10 protein-coding genes and 1 pseudogene are annotated in these 16862 nt (G+C 42.0%); 8 read left to right on the top strand and 3 right to left on the bottom strand.

Annotated elements, in window-relative coordinates; translation table 11 throughout:
• The first annotated feature begins 17 nt into the window (after positions 1–17).
• From OC529_RS08030 to OC529_RS08000, 7 genes are all read left to right on the top strand, one after another.
• Positions 18–776: an isoprenyl transferase gene (locus tag OC529_RS08030; RefSeq protein ID WP_000466719.1), complete on the top strand. Its 759-nt coding sequence runs from the start codon at positions 18–20 to the stop codon at positions 774–776.
• Positions 777–784: 8 nt separating this feature from the next.
• Entirely contained in the window at positions 785–1588 is an 804-nt protein-coding gene (locus OC529_RS08025) for a phosphatidate cytidylyltransferase (RefSeq protein WP_262081907.1), read from the top strand.
• 21 nt (positions 1589–1609) lie between these two features.
• A complete protein-coding gene (gene rseP / locus OC529_RS08020; protein ID WP_262081906.1) occupies positions 1610–2869 on the top strand; it encodes an RIP metalloprotease RseP in 1260 nt (419 codons plus the stop codon).
• 12 nt (positions 2870–2881) lie between these two features.
• A complete protein-coding gene (locus OC529_RS08015; RefSeq protein WP_262081905.1) occupies positions 2882–4735 on the top strand; it encodes a proline--tRNA ligase in 1854 nt (617 codons plus the stop codon).
• A gap of 98 nt (positions 4736–4833) precedes the next feature.
• Positions 4834–6213 carry a 6-phospho-beta-glucosidase gene (gene bglA / locus OC529_RS08010; RefSeq protein WP_262081904.1) on the top strand — a complete coding sequence of 460 codons (1380 nt, stop codon included), beginning with the start codon at positions 4834–4836 and terminating at the stop codon, positions 6211–6213.
• A gap of 192 nt (positions 6214–6405) precedes the next feature.
• The gene (gene glmS / locus OC529_RS08005) at positions 6406–8214 is read left to right on the top strand and encodes a glutamine--fructose-6-phosphate transaminase (isomerizing) (protein ID WP_173253785.1); all 1809 of its coding nucleotides are present in this window, start codon (positions 6406–6408) and stop codon (positions 8212–8214) included.
• A 118-nt stretch (positions 8215–8332) separates the two neighbouring features.
• A complete protein-coding gene (locus OC529_RS08000) occupies positions 8333–9382 on the top strand; it encodes an LLM class flavin-dependent oxidoreductase (RefSeq protein WP_262081903.1) in 1050 nt (349 codons plus the stop codon).
• 99 nt (positions 9383–9481) lie between these two features.
• Here the strand turns inward: OC529_RS08000 and OC529_RS11840 are convergent, their stop codons facing one another.
• Positions 9482–9553, bottom strand: coding sequence for an LPXTG cell wall anchor domain-containing protein (locus OC529_RS11840; protein WP_173277222.1), 72 nt, complete (start codon positions 9551–9553; stop codon positions 9482–9484).
• A gap of 60 nt (positions 9554–9613) precedes the next feature.
• Positions 9614–13738, bottom strand: a complete 4125-nt coding sequence (locus OC529_RS07990) for a pullulanase (RefSeq protein ID WP_316043905.1) — start codon at positions 13736–13738, stop codon at positions 9614–9616.
• Between the two features lie 580 nt (positions 13739–14318).
• Between OC529_RS07990 and OC529_RS07985 the strand changes: the two genes are divergently transcribed.
• Positions 14319–16316 carry a thiol-activated cytolysin family protein gene (locus OC529_RS07985; RefSeq protein WP_262081902.1) on the top strand — a complete coding sequence of 666 codons (1998 nt, stop codon included), beginning with the start codon at positions 14319–14321 and terminating at the stop codon, positions 16314–16316.
• 257 nt (positions 16317–16573) lie between these two features.
• Here the strand turns inward: OC529_RS07985 and OC529_RS07980 are convergent.
• Positions 16574–16734 (bottom strand): annotated as a pseudogene (locus OC529_RS07980) (helix-turn-helix domain-containing protein); the annotation flags it as partial.
• Positions 16735–16862 lie beyond the last annotated feature (128 nt).

Raw genomic sequence — 16862 nt, 5'->3', positions numbered from 1 at the left:
TGAATAGGAATAAGATCATGTTTGGATTTTTTAAGAAAGATAAGGCTGTGGAAGTAGAAGTTCCGACGCAGGTTCCTGCTCATATCGGCATCATCATGGATGGAAATGGCCGTTGGGCTAAAAAACGTATGCAACCGCGAGTTTTTGGACACAAGGCGGGCATGGAAGCATTGCAAACTGTGACCAAGGCAGCCAACAAACTGGGAGTTAAGGTTATTACAGTTTATGCTTTTTCTACGGAAAATTGGACCCGTCCAGATCAGGAAGTCAAGTTTATCATGAACTTGCCCGTAGAGTTTTATGACAATTATGTCCCGGAATTGCATGCGAATAATGTTAAGATTCAAATGATTGGGGAGACAGATCGCCTGCCTAAGCAAACCTTTGAAGCTTTAACAAAGGCTGAGGAATTGACTAAGAACAATACAGGTTTGATACTTAACTTTGCCCTCAACTATGGTGGGCGTGCTGAGATTACACAGGCGCTTAAGTTGATTTCCCAGGATGTTTTAGATGCCAAAATCAACCCAGGTGACATCACAGAGGAATTGATTGGCAACTATCTCTTTACCCAGCATTTGCCTAAGGACTTACGAGACCCAGACTTGATTATCCGGACTAGTGGAGAATTGCGTTTGAGTAATTTCCTTCCATGGCAGGGAGCCTATAGTGAGCTCTATTTTACGGATACCTTGTGGCCTGATTTTGACGAGGCAGCCTTGCAGGAAGCCATTCTTGCCTACAATCGTCGTCATCGCCGATTTGGAGGAGTTTAGGAGGAAATATGACACAGGATTTACAGAAAAGAACCTTGTTTGCAGGGATTGCACTGGCTATCTTCCTACCGATTTTAATGATTGGGGGACTCTTGCTTCAGATAGCAATTGGAATCATAGCCATGCTAGCCATGCATGAACTTTTGAAGATGAGAGGTCTAGAGACCATGACGATGGAGGGCCTCTTAACCCTCTTTGCCACCTTTGCCTTGACCATTCCCTTGGAGAATTACCTGACTTTTTTGCCAGTTGATGGGAATGTGGTTGCCTATAGTGTGTTGATTTCAATCATGTTAGGAACGACTGTTTTTAGCAAGTCTTATACGATTGAGGATGCTGTTTTCCCTCTTGCTATGAGTTTTTATGTAGGCTTTGGATTTAATGCTTTACTAGATGCTCGTGTTGCAGGTTTAGATAAGGCGCTATTGGCCTTGTGTATTGTTTGGGCAACAGACAGTGGTGCCTATCTTATAGGAATGAACTATGGTAAACGAAAATTAGCTCCGACAGTTTCTCCAAATAAAACCTTTGAGGGTGCCTTGGGTGGTATCTTAGGTGCGATTTTAGTAACCATCATCTTTATGATAGTTGACAGTACAGTTGCTCTTCCGTATGGAATTTACAAGATGTCGGTCTTTGCTATCTTCTTTAGCATTGCTGGACAATTTGGTGATTTACTAGAAAGTTCGATCAAGCGTCACTTTGGTGTCAAGGATTCTGGGAAATTTATCCCTGGACATGGTGGTGTTTTGGATCGTTTCGATAGTATGTTGCTTGTATTTCCAATCATGCACTTGTTTGGACTCTTTTAATCAAAAGACGGAGGAAACACTATGCTCGGAATTTTAACCTTTATTCTGGTTTTCGGGATTATTGTGGTGGTGCACGAGTTCGGGCACTTCTACTTTGCCAAAAAATCAGGGATTCTAGTGCGTGAATTTGCCATCGGTATGGGACCCAAAATATTTGCTCATATTGGCAAGGACGGAACGGCCTATACCATTCGGATCTTGCCTCTGGGCGGCTATGTTCGCATGGCCGGTTGGGGTGATGATACGACTGAAATCAAGACAGGTACTCCTGTCAGTTTGACCCTTACTGATGATGGTAAGGTTAAACGCATCAATCTCTCAGGTAAAAAATTGGATCAAACGGCCCTTCCTATGCAGGTGACCCAGTTTGACTTTGAAGACAAGCTCTTTATCAAGGGCTTGGTTCTGGAAGAAGAAAAAACATTTGCAGTGGATCATGATGCAACGGTTGTGGAAGCAGATGGAACTGAGGTTCGGATTGCTCCTTTAGATGTTCAATATCAAAATGCGACTATCTGGGGAAAACTGATTACTAACTTTGCAGGTCCTATGAACAACTTTATCTTAGGTGTCGTTGTTTTTTGGATTTTAATCTTCATGCAGGGTGGAGTCAGAGATGTTGAGACCAACCAGTTCCATATTATGCCCCAAGGGGCCTTGGCTAAGGTGGGAGTACCAGAAACGGCACAAATTACCAAGATTGGCTCACATGAGATTAGCAACTGGGAAAGCTTGATTCAGGCTGTGGAATCAGAAACCAAAGATAAGACGGCCCCAACCTTGGATGTGACTATTTCTGAAAAGGGTAGTGACAAGCAAGTCACTGTTACTCCAGAAGAAAGTCAAGGTCGTTACCTTCTAGGTGTTCAACCGGGAATTAAGTCGGACTTTCTATCCATGTTTGTAGGTGGTTTTACAACCGCTGCTGACTCGGCTCTCCGAATTCTATCGGCTCTGAAAAATCTGATTTTCCAACCGGATTTGAACAAGCTAGGTGGACCTGTTGCCATCTTTAAGGCGAGTAGTGATGCTGCTAAGAATGGAATTGAAAATGTCTTGTACTTTTTGGCAATGATTTCCATCAATATCGGGATTTTTAATCTTATTCCGATTCCAGCACTGGATGGTGGTAAGATTGTTCTCAATATCCTGGAAGCCATCCGCCGTAAACCATTAAAACAAGAAATTGAAACCTATGTCACCTTGGCCGGAGTGGTCATCATGGTTGTCTTGATGATTGCTGTGACCTGGAATGACATTATGCGACTCTTTTTTAGATAATCGAGGAATATTATGAAACAAAGTAAAATGCCTATCCCAACGCTTCGCGAAATGCCAAGCGATGCTCAAGTTATCAGCCATGCTCTTATGTTACGAGCTGGTTATGTTCGCCAAGTATCTGCAGGTGTTTATTCTTACCTACCACTTGCCAACCGTGTGATTGAAAAAGCCAAAAACATCATGCGCCAAGAGTTTGATAAGATTGGTGCCGTTGAGATGTTGGCTCCTGCTCTTCTTAGTGCAGAGTTGTGGCGCGAATCAGGTCGTTATGAAACTTACGGTGAAGACCTTTATAAGCTAAAAAACCGTGAAAAATCAGACTTCATCCTAGGCCCAACTCACGAAGAAACCTTTACAGCTATTGTTCGTGATTCTGTTAAGTCTTACAAGCAATTGCCACTCAACCTTTATCAAATTCAACCTAAGTATCGTGATGAAAAACGTCCACGTAATGGCCTTCTTCGTACACGTGAGTTCATCATGAAAGATGCTTACAGTTTCCACGCTAACTATGATAGTTTGGACAGTGTTTATGATGAGTACAAGGCTGCCTATGAGCGTATTTTCACTCGTAGTGGCTTAGACTTCAAGGCTATCATCGGTGACGGTGGAGCCATGGGTGGTAAGGACAGCCAAGAATTTATGGCGATTACACCTGCTCGTACAGACCTTGACCGCTGGGTTGTCTTGGACAAGTCAGTTGCCTCATTTGACGAAATTCCTGCAGAAGTGCAAGAAGAAATCAAGGCAGAATTGCTCAAATGGATGGTTTCTGGTGAAGATACCATTGCTTACTCAAGTGAGTCTAGCTATGCAGCTAACTTAGAAATGGCAACAAACGAGTACAAACCAAGCAACCGTGTTGTCGCTGAAGAAGAAGTGACTCGTGTTGCAACGCCAGATGTTAAATCAATTGATGAAGTTGCAGCCTTCCTCAATGTTCCAGAAGAACAAACGATTAAAACCCTCTTTTACATGGCAGATGGTGAGCTTGTTGCAGCCCTTCTAGTTGGAAATGACCAACTCAACGAAGTCAAGTTGAAAAACCACTTGGGCGCAGATTTCTTTGACGTTGCTAGCCAAGAAGAAGTGGCGAATCTTGTTCAAGCAGGATTTGGTTCACTTGGCCCAGTTGGCTTGCCAGAGAATGTTAAAATCATCGCAGACCGTAAGGTGCAAGATGTTCGCAATGCAGTTGTCGGTGCTAACGAAGATGGCTACCACTTGACTGGTGTGAATCCAGGCCGTGATTTTACTGCAGAATATGTGGATATCCGTGAAGTTCGTGAGGGTGAAATTTCTCCAGACGGGCAAGGAGTCCTTAACTTTGCGCGTGGTATCGAAATTGGTCACATCTTCAAACTCGGCACTCGCTATTCAGCAAGCATGGGAGCAGATGTTTTGGATGAAAATGGCCGTGCTGTGCCAATTATCATGGGATGTTACGGTATCGGTGTCAGCCGTCTCCTTTCAGCAGTGATGGAGCAACACGCTCGCCTCTTTGTTAACAAAACACCAAAAGGTGAATACCGTTATGCTTGGGGAATCAATTTCCCTAAAGAATTGGCACCATTTGATGTGCACTTGATCACTGTCAATGTCAAGGATGAAGAAGCGCAAGCTTTGACAGAAAAGCTTGAAGCAAGCTTGATGAGTGCTGGTTACGAAGTCTTGACAGATGACCGTAACGAACGTGTCGGAGTCAAATTTAGCGATAGCGACTTGATTGGTCTTCCAATACGTATCACTGTTGGGAAGAAAGCAGCTGATGGCATCGTAGAAGTTAAGATTAAAGCGACTGGTGATACTATCGAAGTTCATGCAGATAACGTGCTCGAAACGCTTGAAATCCTCAGCAAGAAATAAAAACTATAATCAGAAGAAAAACAAGGAAAAAATGTAACTAGTTTTTACCTTGTTTTTTCTGTATAATGGGAAAAATGAGTAGATAAAGAGGTAAATGTATGCTAAGATTTCCAAAGGATTTTGTCTGGGGATCCTCTACTTCTGGGCCGCAGACAGAAGGACGTGTAGCTGGTGACGGTAAGGGAGATAATCTCTGGGATTATTGGTACCAAGTGGAGCCAAATCGTTACTATAATGGGATTGGTCCAGATAAAACATCAACCTTTTATGAAAACTGGGAAAAGGATATTGAGCTACTGTTAGAAACTGGTCACACAGCCTTTCGGACTTCTATTCAGTGGTCACGGATTTTTCCACAAGGGCGTGGGGAAGTCAATCCTCAAGGTGTAGACTTTTACCGTAAGGTTTTTGAGGCTATTAAGGCCAAAGGGATTCGTCTTTTAGTCAATCTTTATCATTTTGATTTGCCTTTTGCCCTTCAAGAGGATGGTGATGGTTGGGAAAATAAGGCGACTGTCTCAGCCTATGAAGACTATGTTCGTTTTTGTTTTGAGACTTATGGAGATTTAGTGGATCAATGGATTACCTTTAACGAGCCCATCGTTCCTGTAGAGTTTGGCTATTTTTACAATGCCCATTATCCACATAAGGTGGATGCAGAGGCAGCCGTTAAAGTAGCTTATCATACACAATTGGCTAGCAGTCGGGCGGTTAAGGCTTGTCATGAACTTTTACCAGATTCCAAGATTGGGATTGTCCTAAACTTGACACCGGCTTATCCACGTAGCCATCATCCTGCTGATGTCAAGGCTGCTCGTATTGCGGATCTCTTTCAGGCCCAATCCTTCTTAGATCCGTCTGTTTTTGGGACTTATCCACAGGAGTTGGTAGAAATCTTGCATGAACACGGTCTCTTGCCTGATACTACGGAGGAAGAGTTGGAGCTCATTCGTGAAAATACAGTGGACTTCCTTGGTGTCAACTACTATCAACCTTTGCGTGTTATGGCACCTCGATTTGCTAAGCATCCAGAGAGTCCACTCTTACCAGAACATTTTTACGAGCCTTATGTGATGCCTGGACGTAAAATCAATCCTCATCGTGGCTGGGAGATTTATGAGCAAGGGATTTATGACATTGCCCAAAATATCAAGGAAAATTATGGCAATATTGAGTGGATGTTGACAGAGAATGGTATGGGTGTTGAAGGGGAAGAAAAATTCCGTCAAGATGGGATGATTCAAGATGATTACCGTATTGACTTTGTAAAAGGTCATCTTCGTGAACTTCACCGTGCCATTGAAGACGGAGCCAATTGTAAGGGCTACTTGATTTGGACCTTTATCGATTGCTGGTCATGGCTCAATAGCTATAAAAATCGCTATGGCTTAGTCGAATTAGACTTGGAAACGCAAGAACGTCGTCTGAAGAAATCAGGGCACTGGTTCAAGGAATTAAGCGATAATAATGGATTTTAAAAAGGACTCTGACTGATTATCCTAATTGGTCAGAGTTTTTTTGATTTCAGGAAGTTGATTTCGACTATACCAATTTTTACTCTTGACAAGTGAAAGAAACAAGTATATACTGTTTTTGCTGATTCTATAAAAGAGGAATTAGACTATACCAATTTTAAGGAGAAAGCACAGCTGGTCTGTGTCGTATATACTATGTGTGGAATTGTTGGTGTTGTTGGAAACACAAATGCAACTGATATTTTGATTCAAGGGCTTGAAAAGCTCGAATACCGTGGCTATGATTCTGCGGGGATTTTTGTCCTAGGTGGTGCTGAGAACCATCTAGTCAAGGCTGTTGGTCGTATAGCAGAATTGTCTGCCAAGACAGCTGGTGTTGAGGGAACAACTGGTATTGGACATACTCGTTGGGCTACTCATGGAAAACCAACTGAAGACAATGCTCACCCACATCGCTCTGAGACAGAACGTTTTGTCTTGGTTCACAATGGAGTGATTGAGAACTACCTTGAAATCAAGGAAGAATACCTTGCAGGTCACCACTTCAAAGGGCAAACAGATACGGAAATAGCCGTTCACTTGATTGGAAAATTTGCGGAAGAAGATGGCTTGTCAGTTCTTGAAGCCTTCAAAAAAGCTCTTCACATTATCCGTGGTTCTTATGCTTTTGCCTTGGTTGACTCACAAGATCCTGAAGTCATCTACGTGGCTAAAAATAAATCACCACTTTTGATTGGTCTTGGGGAAGGCTACAACATGGTTTGTTCAGACGCCATGGCTATGATTCGTGAAACCAACCAATATATGGAAATTCATGACCAAGAGCTGGTAATCGTCAAGGCTGATAGCGTGGAAGTTCAAGACTATGATGGCAACAGTCGTGAGCGTGCTAGTTACACTGCTGAACTTGACTTGTCTGATATCGGTAAGGGAACTTATCCTTACTACATGCTCAAGGAAATTGATGAGCAACCAACGGTTATGCGTAAACTCATCCAAGCCTACACAGATGAGGCTGGTCAAGTTGTCGTAGACCCAGCTATCATCAAGGCTGTTCAAGACGCAGATCGCATCTACATCCTTGCAGCTGGAACATCTTACCATGCAGGATTTGCTTCTAAGAAAATGTTGGAAGAATTGACAGATACACCAGTTGAACTTGGAATCTCATCTGAGTGGGGCTACGGTATGCCACTTCTCAGCAAGAAACCACTTTTCATCTTTATCAGCCAGTCTGGTGAAACAGCGGATAGCCGTCAGGTTTTGGTTAAGGCTAATGAAATGGGAATCCCAAGCTTGACAGTGACAAACGTACCAGGTTCAACTCTTTCTCGTGAAGCCAACCATACCATGCTCCTTCATGCAGGTCCTGAAATTGCCGTGGCATCAACCAAGGCTTATACAGCACAAATTGCAGCCCTTGCCTTCCTTGCAAAAGCAGTTGGAGAAGCGAACGGCAATGCTAAAGCGCAAGACTTTGACTTGGTTCATGAGTTGTCAATCGTAGCTCAGTCTATCGAATCAACTCTTTCAGAGAAAGAAAACATTGAAGCCAAGGTTCGTGATCTTCTTGAAACAACTCGCAATGCCTTTTATATTGGGCGTGGTCAAGATTACTACGTAGCTATGGAAGCAAGCCTTAAACTCAAAGAGATTTCTTACATCCAGTGTGAAGGCTTTGCGGCAGGAGAACTCAAGCACGGAACCATTGCCTTGATTGAAGAAGGAACACCTGTCTTGGCACTCTTGTCAGATCCAGTCCTTGCCAACCATACTCGTGGAAATATCCAAGAGGTGGCAGCTCGTGGTGCCAAGGTTCTCACTATCGCAGAAGAAAATGTTGCCAAAGATACAGACGATATCGTTCTTACGACTGTACACCCATACCTCTCACCAATCTCAATGGTTGTGCCAACGCAATTAGTCGCTTACTTTGCAACACTCCACCGTGGCCTCGATGTGGACAAACCACGTAACCTTGCCAAGTCAGTAACGGTAGAATAAGCTAAAAAAGTCTAGTTATCTAGGCTTTTTCTTGTGAGCAAATGGGTTGCTTGTACTCAAGATTCGTGTTAGAATAATTTTTCAAATTGAAGGACAGAGATAGACAAGGGGAATTACAATGGTAGAATTGGGAATTTCAACATTTGGGGAAACAACGGAGCTTGAAGGGACTAGACAAACTTACAGTCATGCCGAACGTATTCGCCAGTTGGTGGCAGAAATTGAACTGGCTGACAAGGTTGGTTTGGATGTATATGGGATTGGTGAGCACCATCGAGCGGATTTTGCGGTATCTGCGCCAGAGATTGTCCTGGCAGCTGGGGCAGTCAATACCAAGAAAATCCGTTTGACCAGTGCAGTCAGCATTCTCTCGAGCATGGATCCGATTCGTTTGTTCCAACAGTATGCCACTATCGATGCTTTGTCAAATGGACGTGCAGAGATTATGGCTGGAAGGGGTTCTTTCACGGAATCTTTTCCCTTGTTTGGATATGATTTGAAAGACTACGAAGCCCTTTTTGATGAGAAATTAGACTTGCTCCAGTTAGTCAATGAGAAGACCAGGATAGACTGGCAAGGGCGATTGACCCAAACAATCTCTGGCAAGGAAGTTTATCCTCGTCCAGTTCAGGACAAATTACCCTTGTGGATAGCGACAGGTGGCCATGTCGAATCAACAGTGAAGATTGCTCAGGCAGGTCTACCGATTGTCTATGCCATTATTGGTGGGAATCCGCGTTATTTTAAAAAGTTGATTCAGGCTTATCGTGAGATTGGTAGCGAAGCGGGTCATGCCAGTAATGAGTTAAAGGTTGGGGCTCATTCTTGGGGGTGGATTGCTGAAGATGGCGAGCAGGCTGTGAAAGATTATTTCCATCCGACCAAGCAAGTAGTGGATGCTATTTCCAAAGATCGCCCGCACTGGCAGGAATTGCGTTATGAACAATATTTAGAGCAAGTTGGACCAAATGGCGCCATGTTTGTGGGAAATCCAGATCAGGTGGCAGAAAAATTGATTCGTATGATTGAGGATTTAGGATTGGACCGCTTCATGCTCCATCTACCGCTTGGTTCTATGCCTCATGAACAAGTTCTAAGAGCTATTGAACTCTTCGGAACACAAGTAGTATCCAAAGTCAGGGCTTATTTTGCCATGAAAGAGGCTTAATAAAAAATACTAATCAAATGTATTATAACCACAAATATTGTACAAAAATCAATCCCCCTAGACTTAATGCTTGGGGGATTTTTCTATAGGAGGGCTAGTTTAGTTCTCTTTTTTATTTTTTAGCAAGAACCCGAGACCTAGAAGGGCAAGGAGGCTGATTCCTGCCAACAGGAGTTTGTGATCGTTGAGCTTAGTTATATCTAGCTATGCAAAGGTTATACAGTAGCAGTTTTAGCTAATCCATTCACCGTTTTCATTGACCAAATAGCCTTCAACTCTTGTATTAACTGCAAGTTTACCTGATGAATCAACATAGTACCATTTGCCAGAAACTTCAAACCATTGATTTTCTTTCATAGCTCCTGATGGCTCAAGATAGTACCAAGTATCTCCATCCTTAACCCAACCGGTTGACATAGAACCGTTACTATTTAGGAAGTACCAAACATTACCATCTTTCACCCAGCCAGTAACCATAGAGCCATCATCTTTTAGATAATACCAAGTATCTCCATCTTTTATCCAACCAGTAGCTAGAGAACCGTCTGCTTTATGGAAATACCAGATGCCATTTTCTTGTTTCCAACTAGCTTTAGTTGTCTGATTTGGAGTTTCCGATTTCTTATTTGTATAAGCTGGGGTGTAGGAAGTTACAATAGCTTGTGTAGAAGTAGCTGGAAGTGATTGAGTATTACTGTCCTTATGTGGCTTCTCAGCTTGTGAACCAGTTGTAGCTTGGCTAGGTTTATTTTCTGCATCAGCTACTGTTGCAGATGGTTTAGTAGAATCAGGTTTAGCTTGTGGAGCTGGATCTTGATGTGCAGGGTGAGAAGCTTCATTTTGATGTTCAGGCTTGGAAGGGGTTGAGTCTGGTTTCTCTTCTGCGGTTGACCCATGGCTAGTTCCATTTTGAGAGACTCGAAGAACAGTAGCTGTAAGGGCATTCAATTTCAAGCCTTTTTCAGTCCATTTAAGTCCTTGAGGGTTGGCAATTCCGACTGGCCCTGCTTGGTTTTCATCTGCTAAAACTTCAGCATTTCTTAGATGTGCAAAGGCAGTTCCCAAATTAAATTCGCGAGCTTTTTCGTCAGCGTTGACAAAGACTGCATAGATGTCTCCATTTGGAGCAGTGATTTGGTAGCCAATCACTACATCCTCTTTTTCTACACCATTTTGACCTGGGACAGTGATGAGGTGGACACGGTCTTTGATATCTTGGAGACTCTTAAGTCGGAAGGCATCTGTAGATTGACGAAGGGCAATCAACCCTTTCATATAGTCACGGCTCTTGACATTTTCAGGATATGCTTTTCCATCTGTAGCCTTAGTCCAGTCAAACTTGTTAATAGCATCACTCGAATCGTAAGAGTCATGGATGAAGTAAGGGTAGTCAAACGGATTGCCATCCTTATCACGCAACAAGTGAGATTTGTTTGGTTGTTTGTCCTCTGCTACTGGAGTCTTGTAGGCTGGATCACGGAATTGTTTGGTACGTCCGTATTCCTGACCAGAGTGGATAAACGGAGTTCCTTGAGCAGTCAAGACCATGAGATTTCCAAGTCGCAAACGACGGTGGATTTCAGCATAGTTCTCGGCCTTGCTTGGGTCTTTTTTAATAGACTGAGCGATGATGTCAAAGAGGGTCAAGTTATCGTGGGCTGCGATGTATTGGATGACATCTCCAGGACTGTCTGCTTCAAAGTTGGTTGGTTGAGCAATCAGATTTTTAAAGACAGTGTTGATATCACGCTTGCCACCTGTGATAAAGGCAGGTTGACCTTCGTTTGGATAACCAGATTTGAGGTTGTTACGGATGTCATCTGAAAAGACAGCGACAGTATCGGTATGTTTCATCCAATCTTGGTCAGCAGCTTTAGTAGGCATGTTTTCATCACCAGCATAGGTTCTCCAACCTTCACCTAGCATGATGAGGTTTGGATTGAGGGCGCGTGCAGCCTTGTAAGCTTCTTCGATAGAAGCCGCATCGTGGTCTCCCATCATATCAAAGCGGAATCCATCAACTTTGTAGGTATCAACTAGATATTTGATAGAGTCAACTAGGAGTCGTTTGGTCATATGATGGGTTGTTCCCAAACGTCCACCACCAAAGCTAGTTCGAGGTGTCCCATCAGCATCCATAAAGTGATAGTAGTTTGGCTCTAGGTCTTCAAAGATATCGACTTTGGCTGTATGGTTGTAAACTACGTCCAGGATAGCTCCCATGCCACGTTTGTGGATCTCATTGATGAGGTTTTTAAACTCTGCGATTCGTTTTTCTGGATTTTTAGGATCGCTTGAATACATACCAGTCAAGGAGAAGTAGTTTTGAGGGTCATATCCCCAGTTGTAGTTGCTGTTGCTTGAAGCGTAGTCAGACAAGCGTTCATGGTTTTTCAATTCATTGACAAAGTAGTAAGACAAGACTGGAAGGAGCTGGATATGGGTTACACCCAAGTCCTTGAGATAGTCTAGTTTTTCGATGAAGGCTTCAAAGGTACCAAATGGTTTGGTCAAGTCTTTTGCAATGGCAGGATCTGAAGTGAAGTCACGCACATGAGCTTCGTAGATAACGGCATCTTCACGAGTCTTGAAGTTGTGAATCTTACCATAAGTCAAGTCTTGAGGTCCTAGTTTAGCTGGATCTACAAAGGAGGCTTTAGCCACTTTATGGGAAGCGTCTGTTTTTGCAAGATCGCTGTTCCAAGCAGCAAGAGATTTAGCGTAAGGATCGAGTGCAAGAACAGTTTTCCCCTGACGCTCGATTTGGTATTGATAGTAGTATCCAGTGAAATCTGTGATTCCGAGTTTGTTTGTGCTGTCTAGAGTTTGTTTCCAAGTTCCTCTTTCCCCTTTTTCAAGAGCGACAGTTCCAACTACTTTGTCAGGGTCATTCTTGTCGTAGACAACGACAGAAACCTTATCAGCACTTGGTGACCAAAGGGTCAAATCAACTTGTTTTCCTTCTTCTTTAAGATCAGCTCCAAGTTTACCATCATAGCTGTAAGTCTCATCTTTCAGACGCCAGCTTGTTTTGGTAGTGAATTGGTCAGAGTTGTAGCTAACGGTATAAGGATGTTTTGTGTCAGAGAAATCTCCGCTGTAGGTCACTTTCTTACCAGCTTCATCGATTGTAACATCAGTAATAGCTACTTTGTCTCCCAGGTGATTAGTGATGTTGGAGTGTTTGAGGATATCCTCTTTTTTAGCACCAACAAGTGTTGAAAAACTACTTTCAATGCTAGAAGTGCCTACGTGTTGGGCTCCTGTCATACGGATATCATGGACATAGTATGGATTTGTGTAAATCGATTCGTCATCGTCTTTTAGGAAAATTTGGCTATGATTTTTCAAATCTGTAAACTTATAATCTTCTTTACGGATTTTCACGTCGTCTCCTTGTTTGCTCTCATCTAATAGCAAAAATCCAAATTCTCTCGCAGCTTCATTAAGAGGAATGTCGATATAGCGACCGTATTTACCTGTAGCCGTAAAGTCTGTTCCGTCAGGCCATTGAGCGCTACTTGGATTTTTCACATCTCCCCAGTACCAGAGAGATTTCTTGTCATAGTTGCCATCTGTACGGTAGTAGTTGACGCGAACAGTTCCTGCAGGTTGTGGCTCGTAAGAGAAGACCTTGTAATCTTGGTCTAACCAAGCCTCATTCATCTTTGGTGCCAGTTTTTCTACAGATTTATCGCCGGTTAGATTTTTTCCAGCTGTATTGTTGATGAGAAAGCTAATTTTCTTAGCTTGTTCTCCCTTTAATTTGACATCTAGGTAGTAGCCGTAGTCGTCTTTTTTGGCATCCTTAAAGGACAAGGCTCCGTTTGGCCAATTTTCAGATGGTTTTTCAACATCATCCCAAGTCCATAGTCCTTGAGAATCCTTGTTTTCTTCAGGAAGTTTTTTGACATGGATACGGAAGTAGTTGTCTTCGATTGGCTCTTCTGCCTTAGTTTCAGTTGCTACTGGACTAGTAGAAGTAGTTGGCTCATTTGAACGATCTTGTCCGGTTTGTGGTGCTGAATCGGCTGAAGTTGCAGCAGGAGTTGTTGGCTCTGTTGCAGGTTTTTCTTCTGTTTTCTCTAGGGAAGCGTTTGCATTATTAGGTGAAGAAAAATCGCTTTCGTTCTTGCCAGCGATGTTTGTTGCATCAGTAAGAGGTTGGGCAAGGGCAGTAGTGGTTTCACTATTACTTGCGTTAGTGGTTAGTGTACTTTCGTTGGCTGAGATAGTTGACGTAGCCATAGCAAGTAGGACAAGGCTTGCGCCGATAAGGACAGAACCAGTTCCATTTTTGAGGGAACGGATGCTGTAGACCATTTTTTTCTCAGTTTGAGATGGTGTTTTTCTCATAATGATTCTCCAATCAATAAATTTCTATATCAGTATAGCATGTAGCAAAATAATATGCAAGCGTTTTCTTTGGTTTGTCAAAGAAATTCTTACTTTTGAGAAGTTTTCCGTATTATTTTATATATCAGTATAAATAATGGAAATAATACTCAATGAAAATCAAAGAGCAAACTAGGAAACTAGCCGCAGGCTGTACTTGAGTACGGCAAGGCGACGTTGACGTGGTTTGAATTTGATTTTCGAAGAGTATAAAAATGTCACATAAGACAAGACGTATTATTAGGAAGAGGATATGTTCCCAGCTATTTTTATTCAGAAATTGCTCTCTAATATTTCTTTAAAAAGTTCATCTAGTGAAACTATAAATAGGAAGAGAAAAAGCTAGCCCTTCTCAAGTTTTATCTAGTTTCCAAACTATAGTATTTACTGGAAATCTAAAGAAAATATCAGAAAAATTCAGCAAACGTTTTCTTCTTATTTTCTTGACTTTTTTGCTGATTTGTGCTTGACTTTTACTTGAAATTTGATAAACTATAGACAAATAGGAAAACGTATTCATTTAAAAACGGAGGAATAAGGAATGAATCAAGAAAAACGTTTGCATCGCTTTGTCAAAAAGTGTGGACTCGGTGTGTGTAGTGCTGTTGTTGCGGCCTTTTTATTGAGCGCTCAGGGAGTAGCTTTGGCTACAGAGCAAGGGAATCGTCCAGTTGAGACAGAAAACATCGCTCGTGGAAAACAAGCTAGTCAAAGTTCTACTGCTTATGGAGGAGCTGCTACACGAGCAGTGGATGGTAATGTTGATAGTGACTATGGGCACCATTCTGTAACGCATACAAACTTTGAAGACAATGCTTGGTGGCAAGTCGATCTTGGAAAAACAGAGAATGTTGGAAAAGTTAAACTTTACAATCGTGGAGATGGGAATGTAGCTAATCGTCTTTCTAATTTTGATGTTGTTTTGTTAAATGAAGCAAAACAAGAAGTTGCTCGTCAACACTTTGATAGTTTGAGTGGGAAGCCAGAACTTGAAGTTTTCTTCACAGCCAAAGGCGCTCGTTATGTAAAAGTGGAGTTGAAAACTAAAAATACCCCATTGAGCTTGGCAGAAGTGGAAGTATTTCGTTCAGCAACAACTCAAGTTGGACAGGATAGAACTGCACCAGTAGTAGATCAAACATCAGCATTGAAAGACTACCTTTTTGGCTTAACTTATAATCCTTTAGATATTTTAATTCGCAAGGGAGAAACCTTAGAAAATCGCTACAACACAAGTGCTAAGGAACAAAATGGAGAGTTTGTCGTTGTAGAAAAAATCAAGAAAACCCTCTCTACAGGCACAGCAGATGTTTCCATCAATGGAAATCAAAATGTCTTCCTAGGTGGCTTGTATAAAGCAAACCAAAATCTGCTAGAAAATCAGCCAGAATTGATTAGTCTTGCCCGTGCAAAGGGGACAGTCAGCGTCGATTTACCTGGTATGATTCAGTCTGACAGCCGAATTGAAGCAGATCCTACAACTAGTGGTATGCAGTCTGCGATGAATACCTTGGTTGAAAGATGGACAAAGAATTACTCATCTAGCCATTCCGTTCCTGCCCGTGTTCAGTATGAATCAACTACAGCCTATAGCATGAATCAATTGAAAGCAAAATTTGGTGCAGACTTTGAAAAAGCAGGTGCACCGCTCAAGATTGACTTTGAGGCTGTGCAAAAGGGTGAAAAGCAAATTGAAGTTGTAAACTTCAAACAAATCTACTATACAGCGACATTTGATGCACCGACCAATCCAGCGGCTGTATTTGACAAGAGTGTGACACCTGAAGATTTAAAACAAAGAGGCGTTGATTCACAAACTCCACCTGTATATGTATCAAACGTTTCTTACGGACGTCAAATCTATGTTAAGTTTGAGTCAACAAGTAAGTCTACTGAATTAAAAGCAGCTATCAATGCGGTTATCAAAGGCGCAACAATTGCTCCAAATTCTGAATGGAGCCGTCTATTGAAGAATACTTCTGTAACAGCGGTAATTGTAGGAGGTAATGCTAGCGGTGCCGCCAAAGTTGTCACAGGAACAGTCGAAAACTTGAAGGAACTCATCAGAGAAGGAGCTAACTTTAGCGCTCAAAGTCCAGCTGTGCCAATCTCATATAAGACTGCCTTCCTAAAAGATAATGCCCAAGCAACTTTACAAAATAGTACAGACTATATCGAAACGAAGGTTACTTCTTACAAAAATGGCTTCTTGAAACTTCATCATAAGGGTGCTTATGTTGCGCGTTACTACATCTATTGGGATGAAATTACATATGATGAACAAGGAAATCCAGAAATCCGTTCACATCAATGGGAAGATAACGGAAAAAACAGAACTTCAGGTTTCCAAACAGAGATTCAATTTAAAGGAAATGTCCGTAATCTTCGCATCAAGGTTCAAGAAAAGACGGGTCTTGTATGGGAACCATGGCGTACAGTTTACAACCGCACAGACTTACCACTAGTACAACAGCGTACAATTACACATTGGGGAACAACTCTAAACCCTAAAGTTGATGAAAAAATTGTGAATGAGTAACGATTTGATTTACTTGATTCGATAGTAAATAGTGAAGAGGAGGAACTTCGATTTCTCCTCTTTTATGATTGACTTTTGAGAGAATGAAAAGGGTAACTTCTATAGCAGATTGAAACTAGAATAGTACGTTGTTGCTATTAAAACATTTCTAGAAATTAAGTTGACTTTCTCAATAGATTTGTTCATGTCTTATTTCAATTCAATATAAAACTAACTTCCAGTTTTCCACAACCTAGCCTTTAGTATGAGAAAAACGCGTTGTTACAGACATAAGGAGCTTTTTGAGAAGTGTGCAATCCGTGCAATCAGATTTGACGGATGTTGGATGCATGATGCGATTGTGCTTAATTTCCTTTGAAATCGTTGACGGGCCTTTTCCCATATTCTCAACGATGGAACGGAAAGTCTCATACTTAATTCCACCATAAAAATCCGTTTTAGACTAATTTCCACTTCGGTCAGGCAAGTGGAAGTTACGTTGAGAAGTTACCCAGAGCTAAAATTGGTAAATTCCCAAACTAAGTTCCACCGCTAGTAGAAGTGGAA

Origin of the sequence: Streptococcus sp. Marseille-Q5855 (genome assembly GCF_946901985.1) — a bacterium.
Lineage (GTDB): Bacteria > Bacillota > Bacilli > Lactobacillales > Streptococcaceae > Streptococcus.
This window is presented reverse-complemented; position numbering and strand designations above follow the sequence as displayed.

Excerpts from the sequence above, each read along its gene's own strand:
- rseP (WP_262081906.1), top strand. The coding sequence starts at position 1,610 with ATGCTCGGAATTTTAACCTTTATTCTGGTTTTCGGGATTATTGTGGTG.
- glmS (WP_173253785.1), top strand. The coding sequence starts at position 6,406 with ATGTGTGGAATTGTTGGTGTTGTTGGAAACACAAATGCAACTGATATT.
- OC529_RS08015 (WP_262081905.1), top strand. The coding sequence starts at position 2,882 with ATGAAACAAAGTAAAATGCCTATCCCAACGCTTCGCGAAATGCCAAGC.
- OC529_RS08030 (WP_000466719.1), top strand. The coding sequence starts at position 18 with ATGTTTGGATTTTTTAAGAAAGATAAGGCTGTGGAAGTAGAAGTTCCG.
- OC529_RS07990 (WP_316043905.1), bottom strand. The coding sequence starts at position 13,738 with ATGAGAAAAACACCATCTCAAACTGAGAAAAAAATGGTCTACAGCATC.
- OC529_RS08000 (WP_262081903.1), top strand. The coding sequence starts at position 8,333 with ATGGTAGAATTGGGAATTTCAACATTTGGGGAAACAACGGAGCTTGAA.
- bglA (WP_262081904.1), top strand. The coding sequence starts at position 4,834 with ATGCTAAGATTTCCAAAGGATTTTGTCTGGGGATCCTCTACTTCTGGG.
- OC529_RS07985 (WP_262081902.1), top strand. The coding sequence starts at position 14,319 with ATGAATCAAGAAAAACGTTTGCATCGCTTTGTCAAAAAGTGTGGACTC.
- OC529_RS08025 (WP_262081907.1), top strand. The coding sequence starts at position 785 with ATGACACAGGATTTACAGAAAAGAACCTTGTTTGCAGGGATTGCACTG.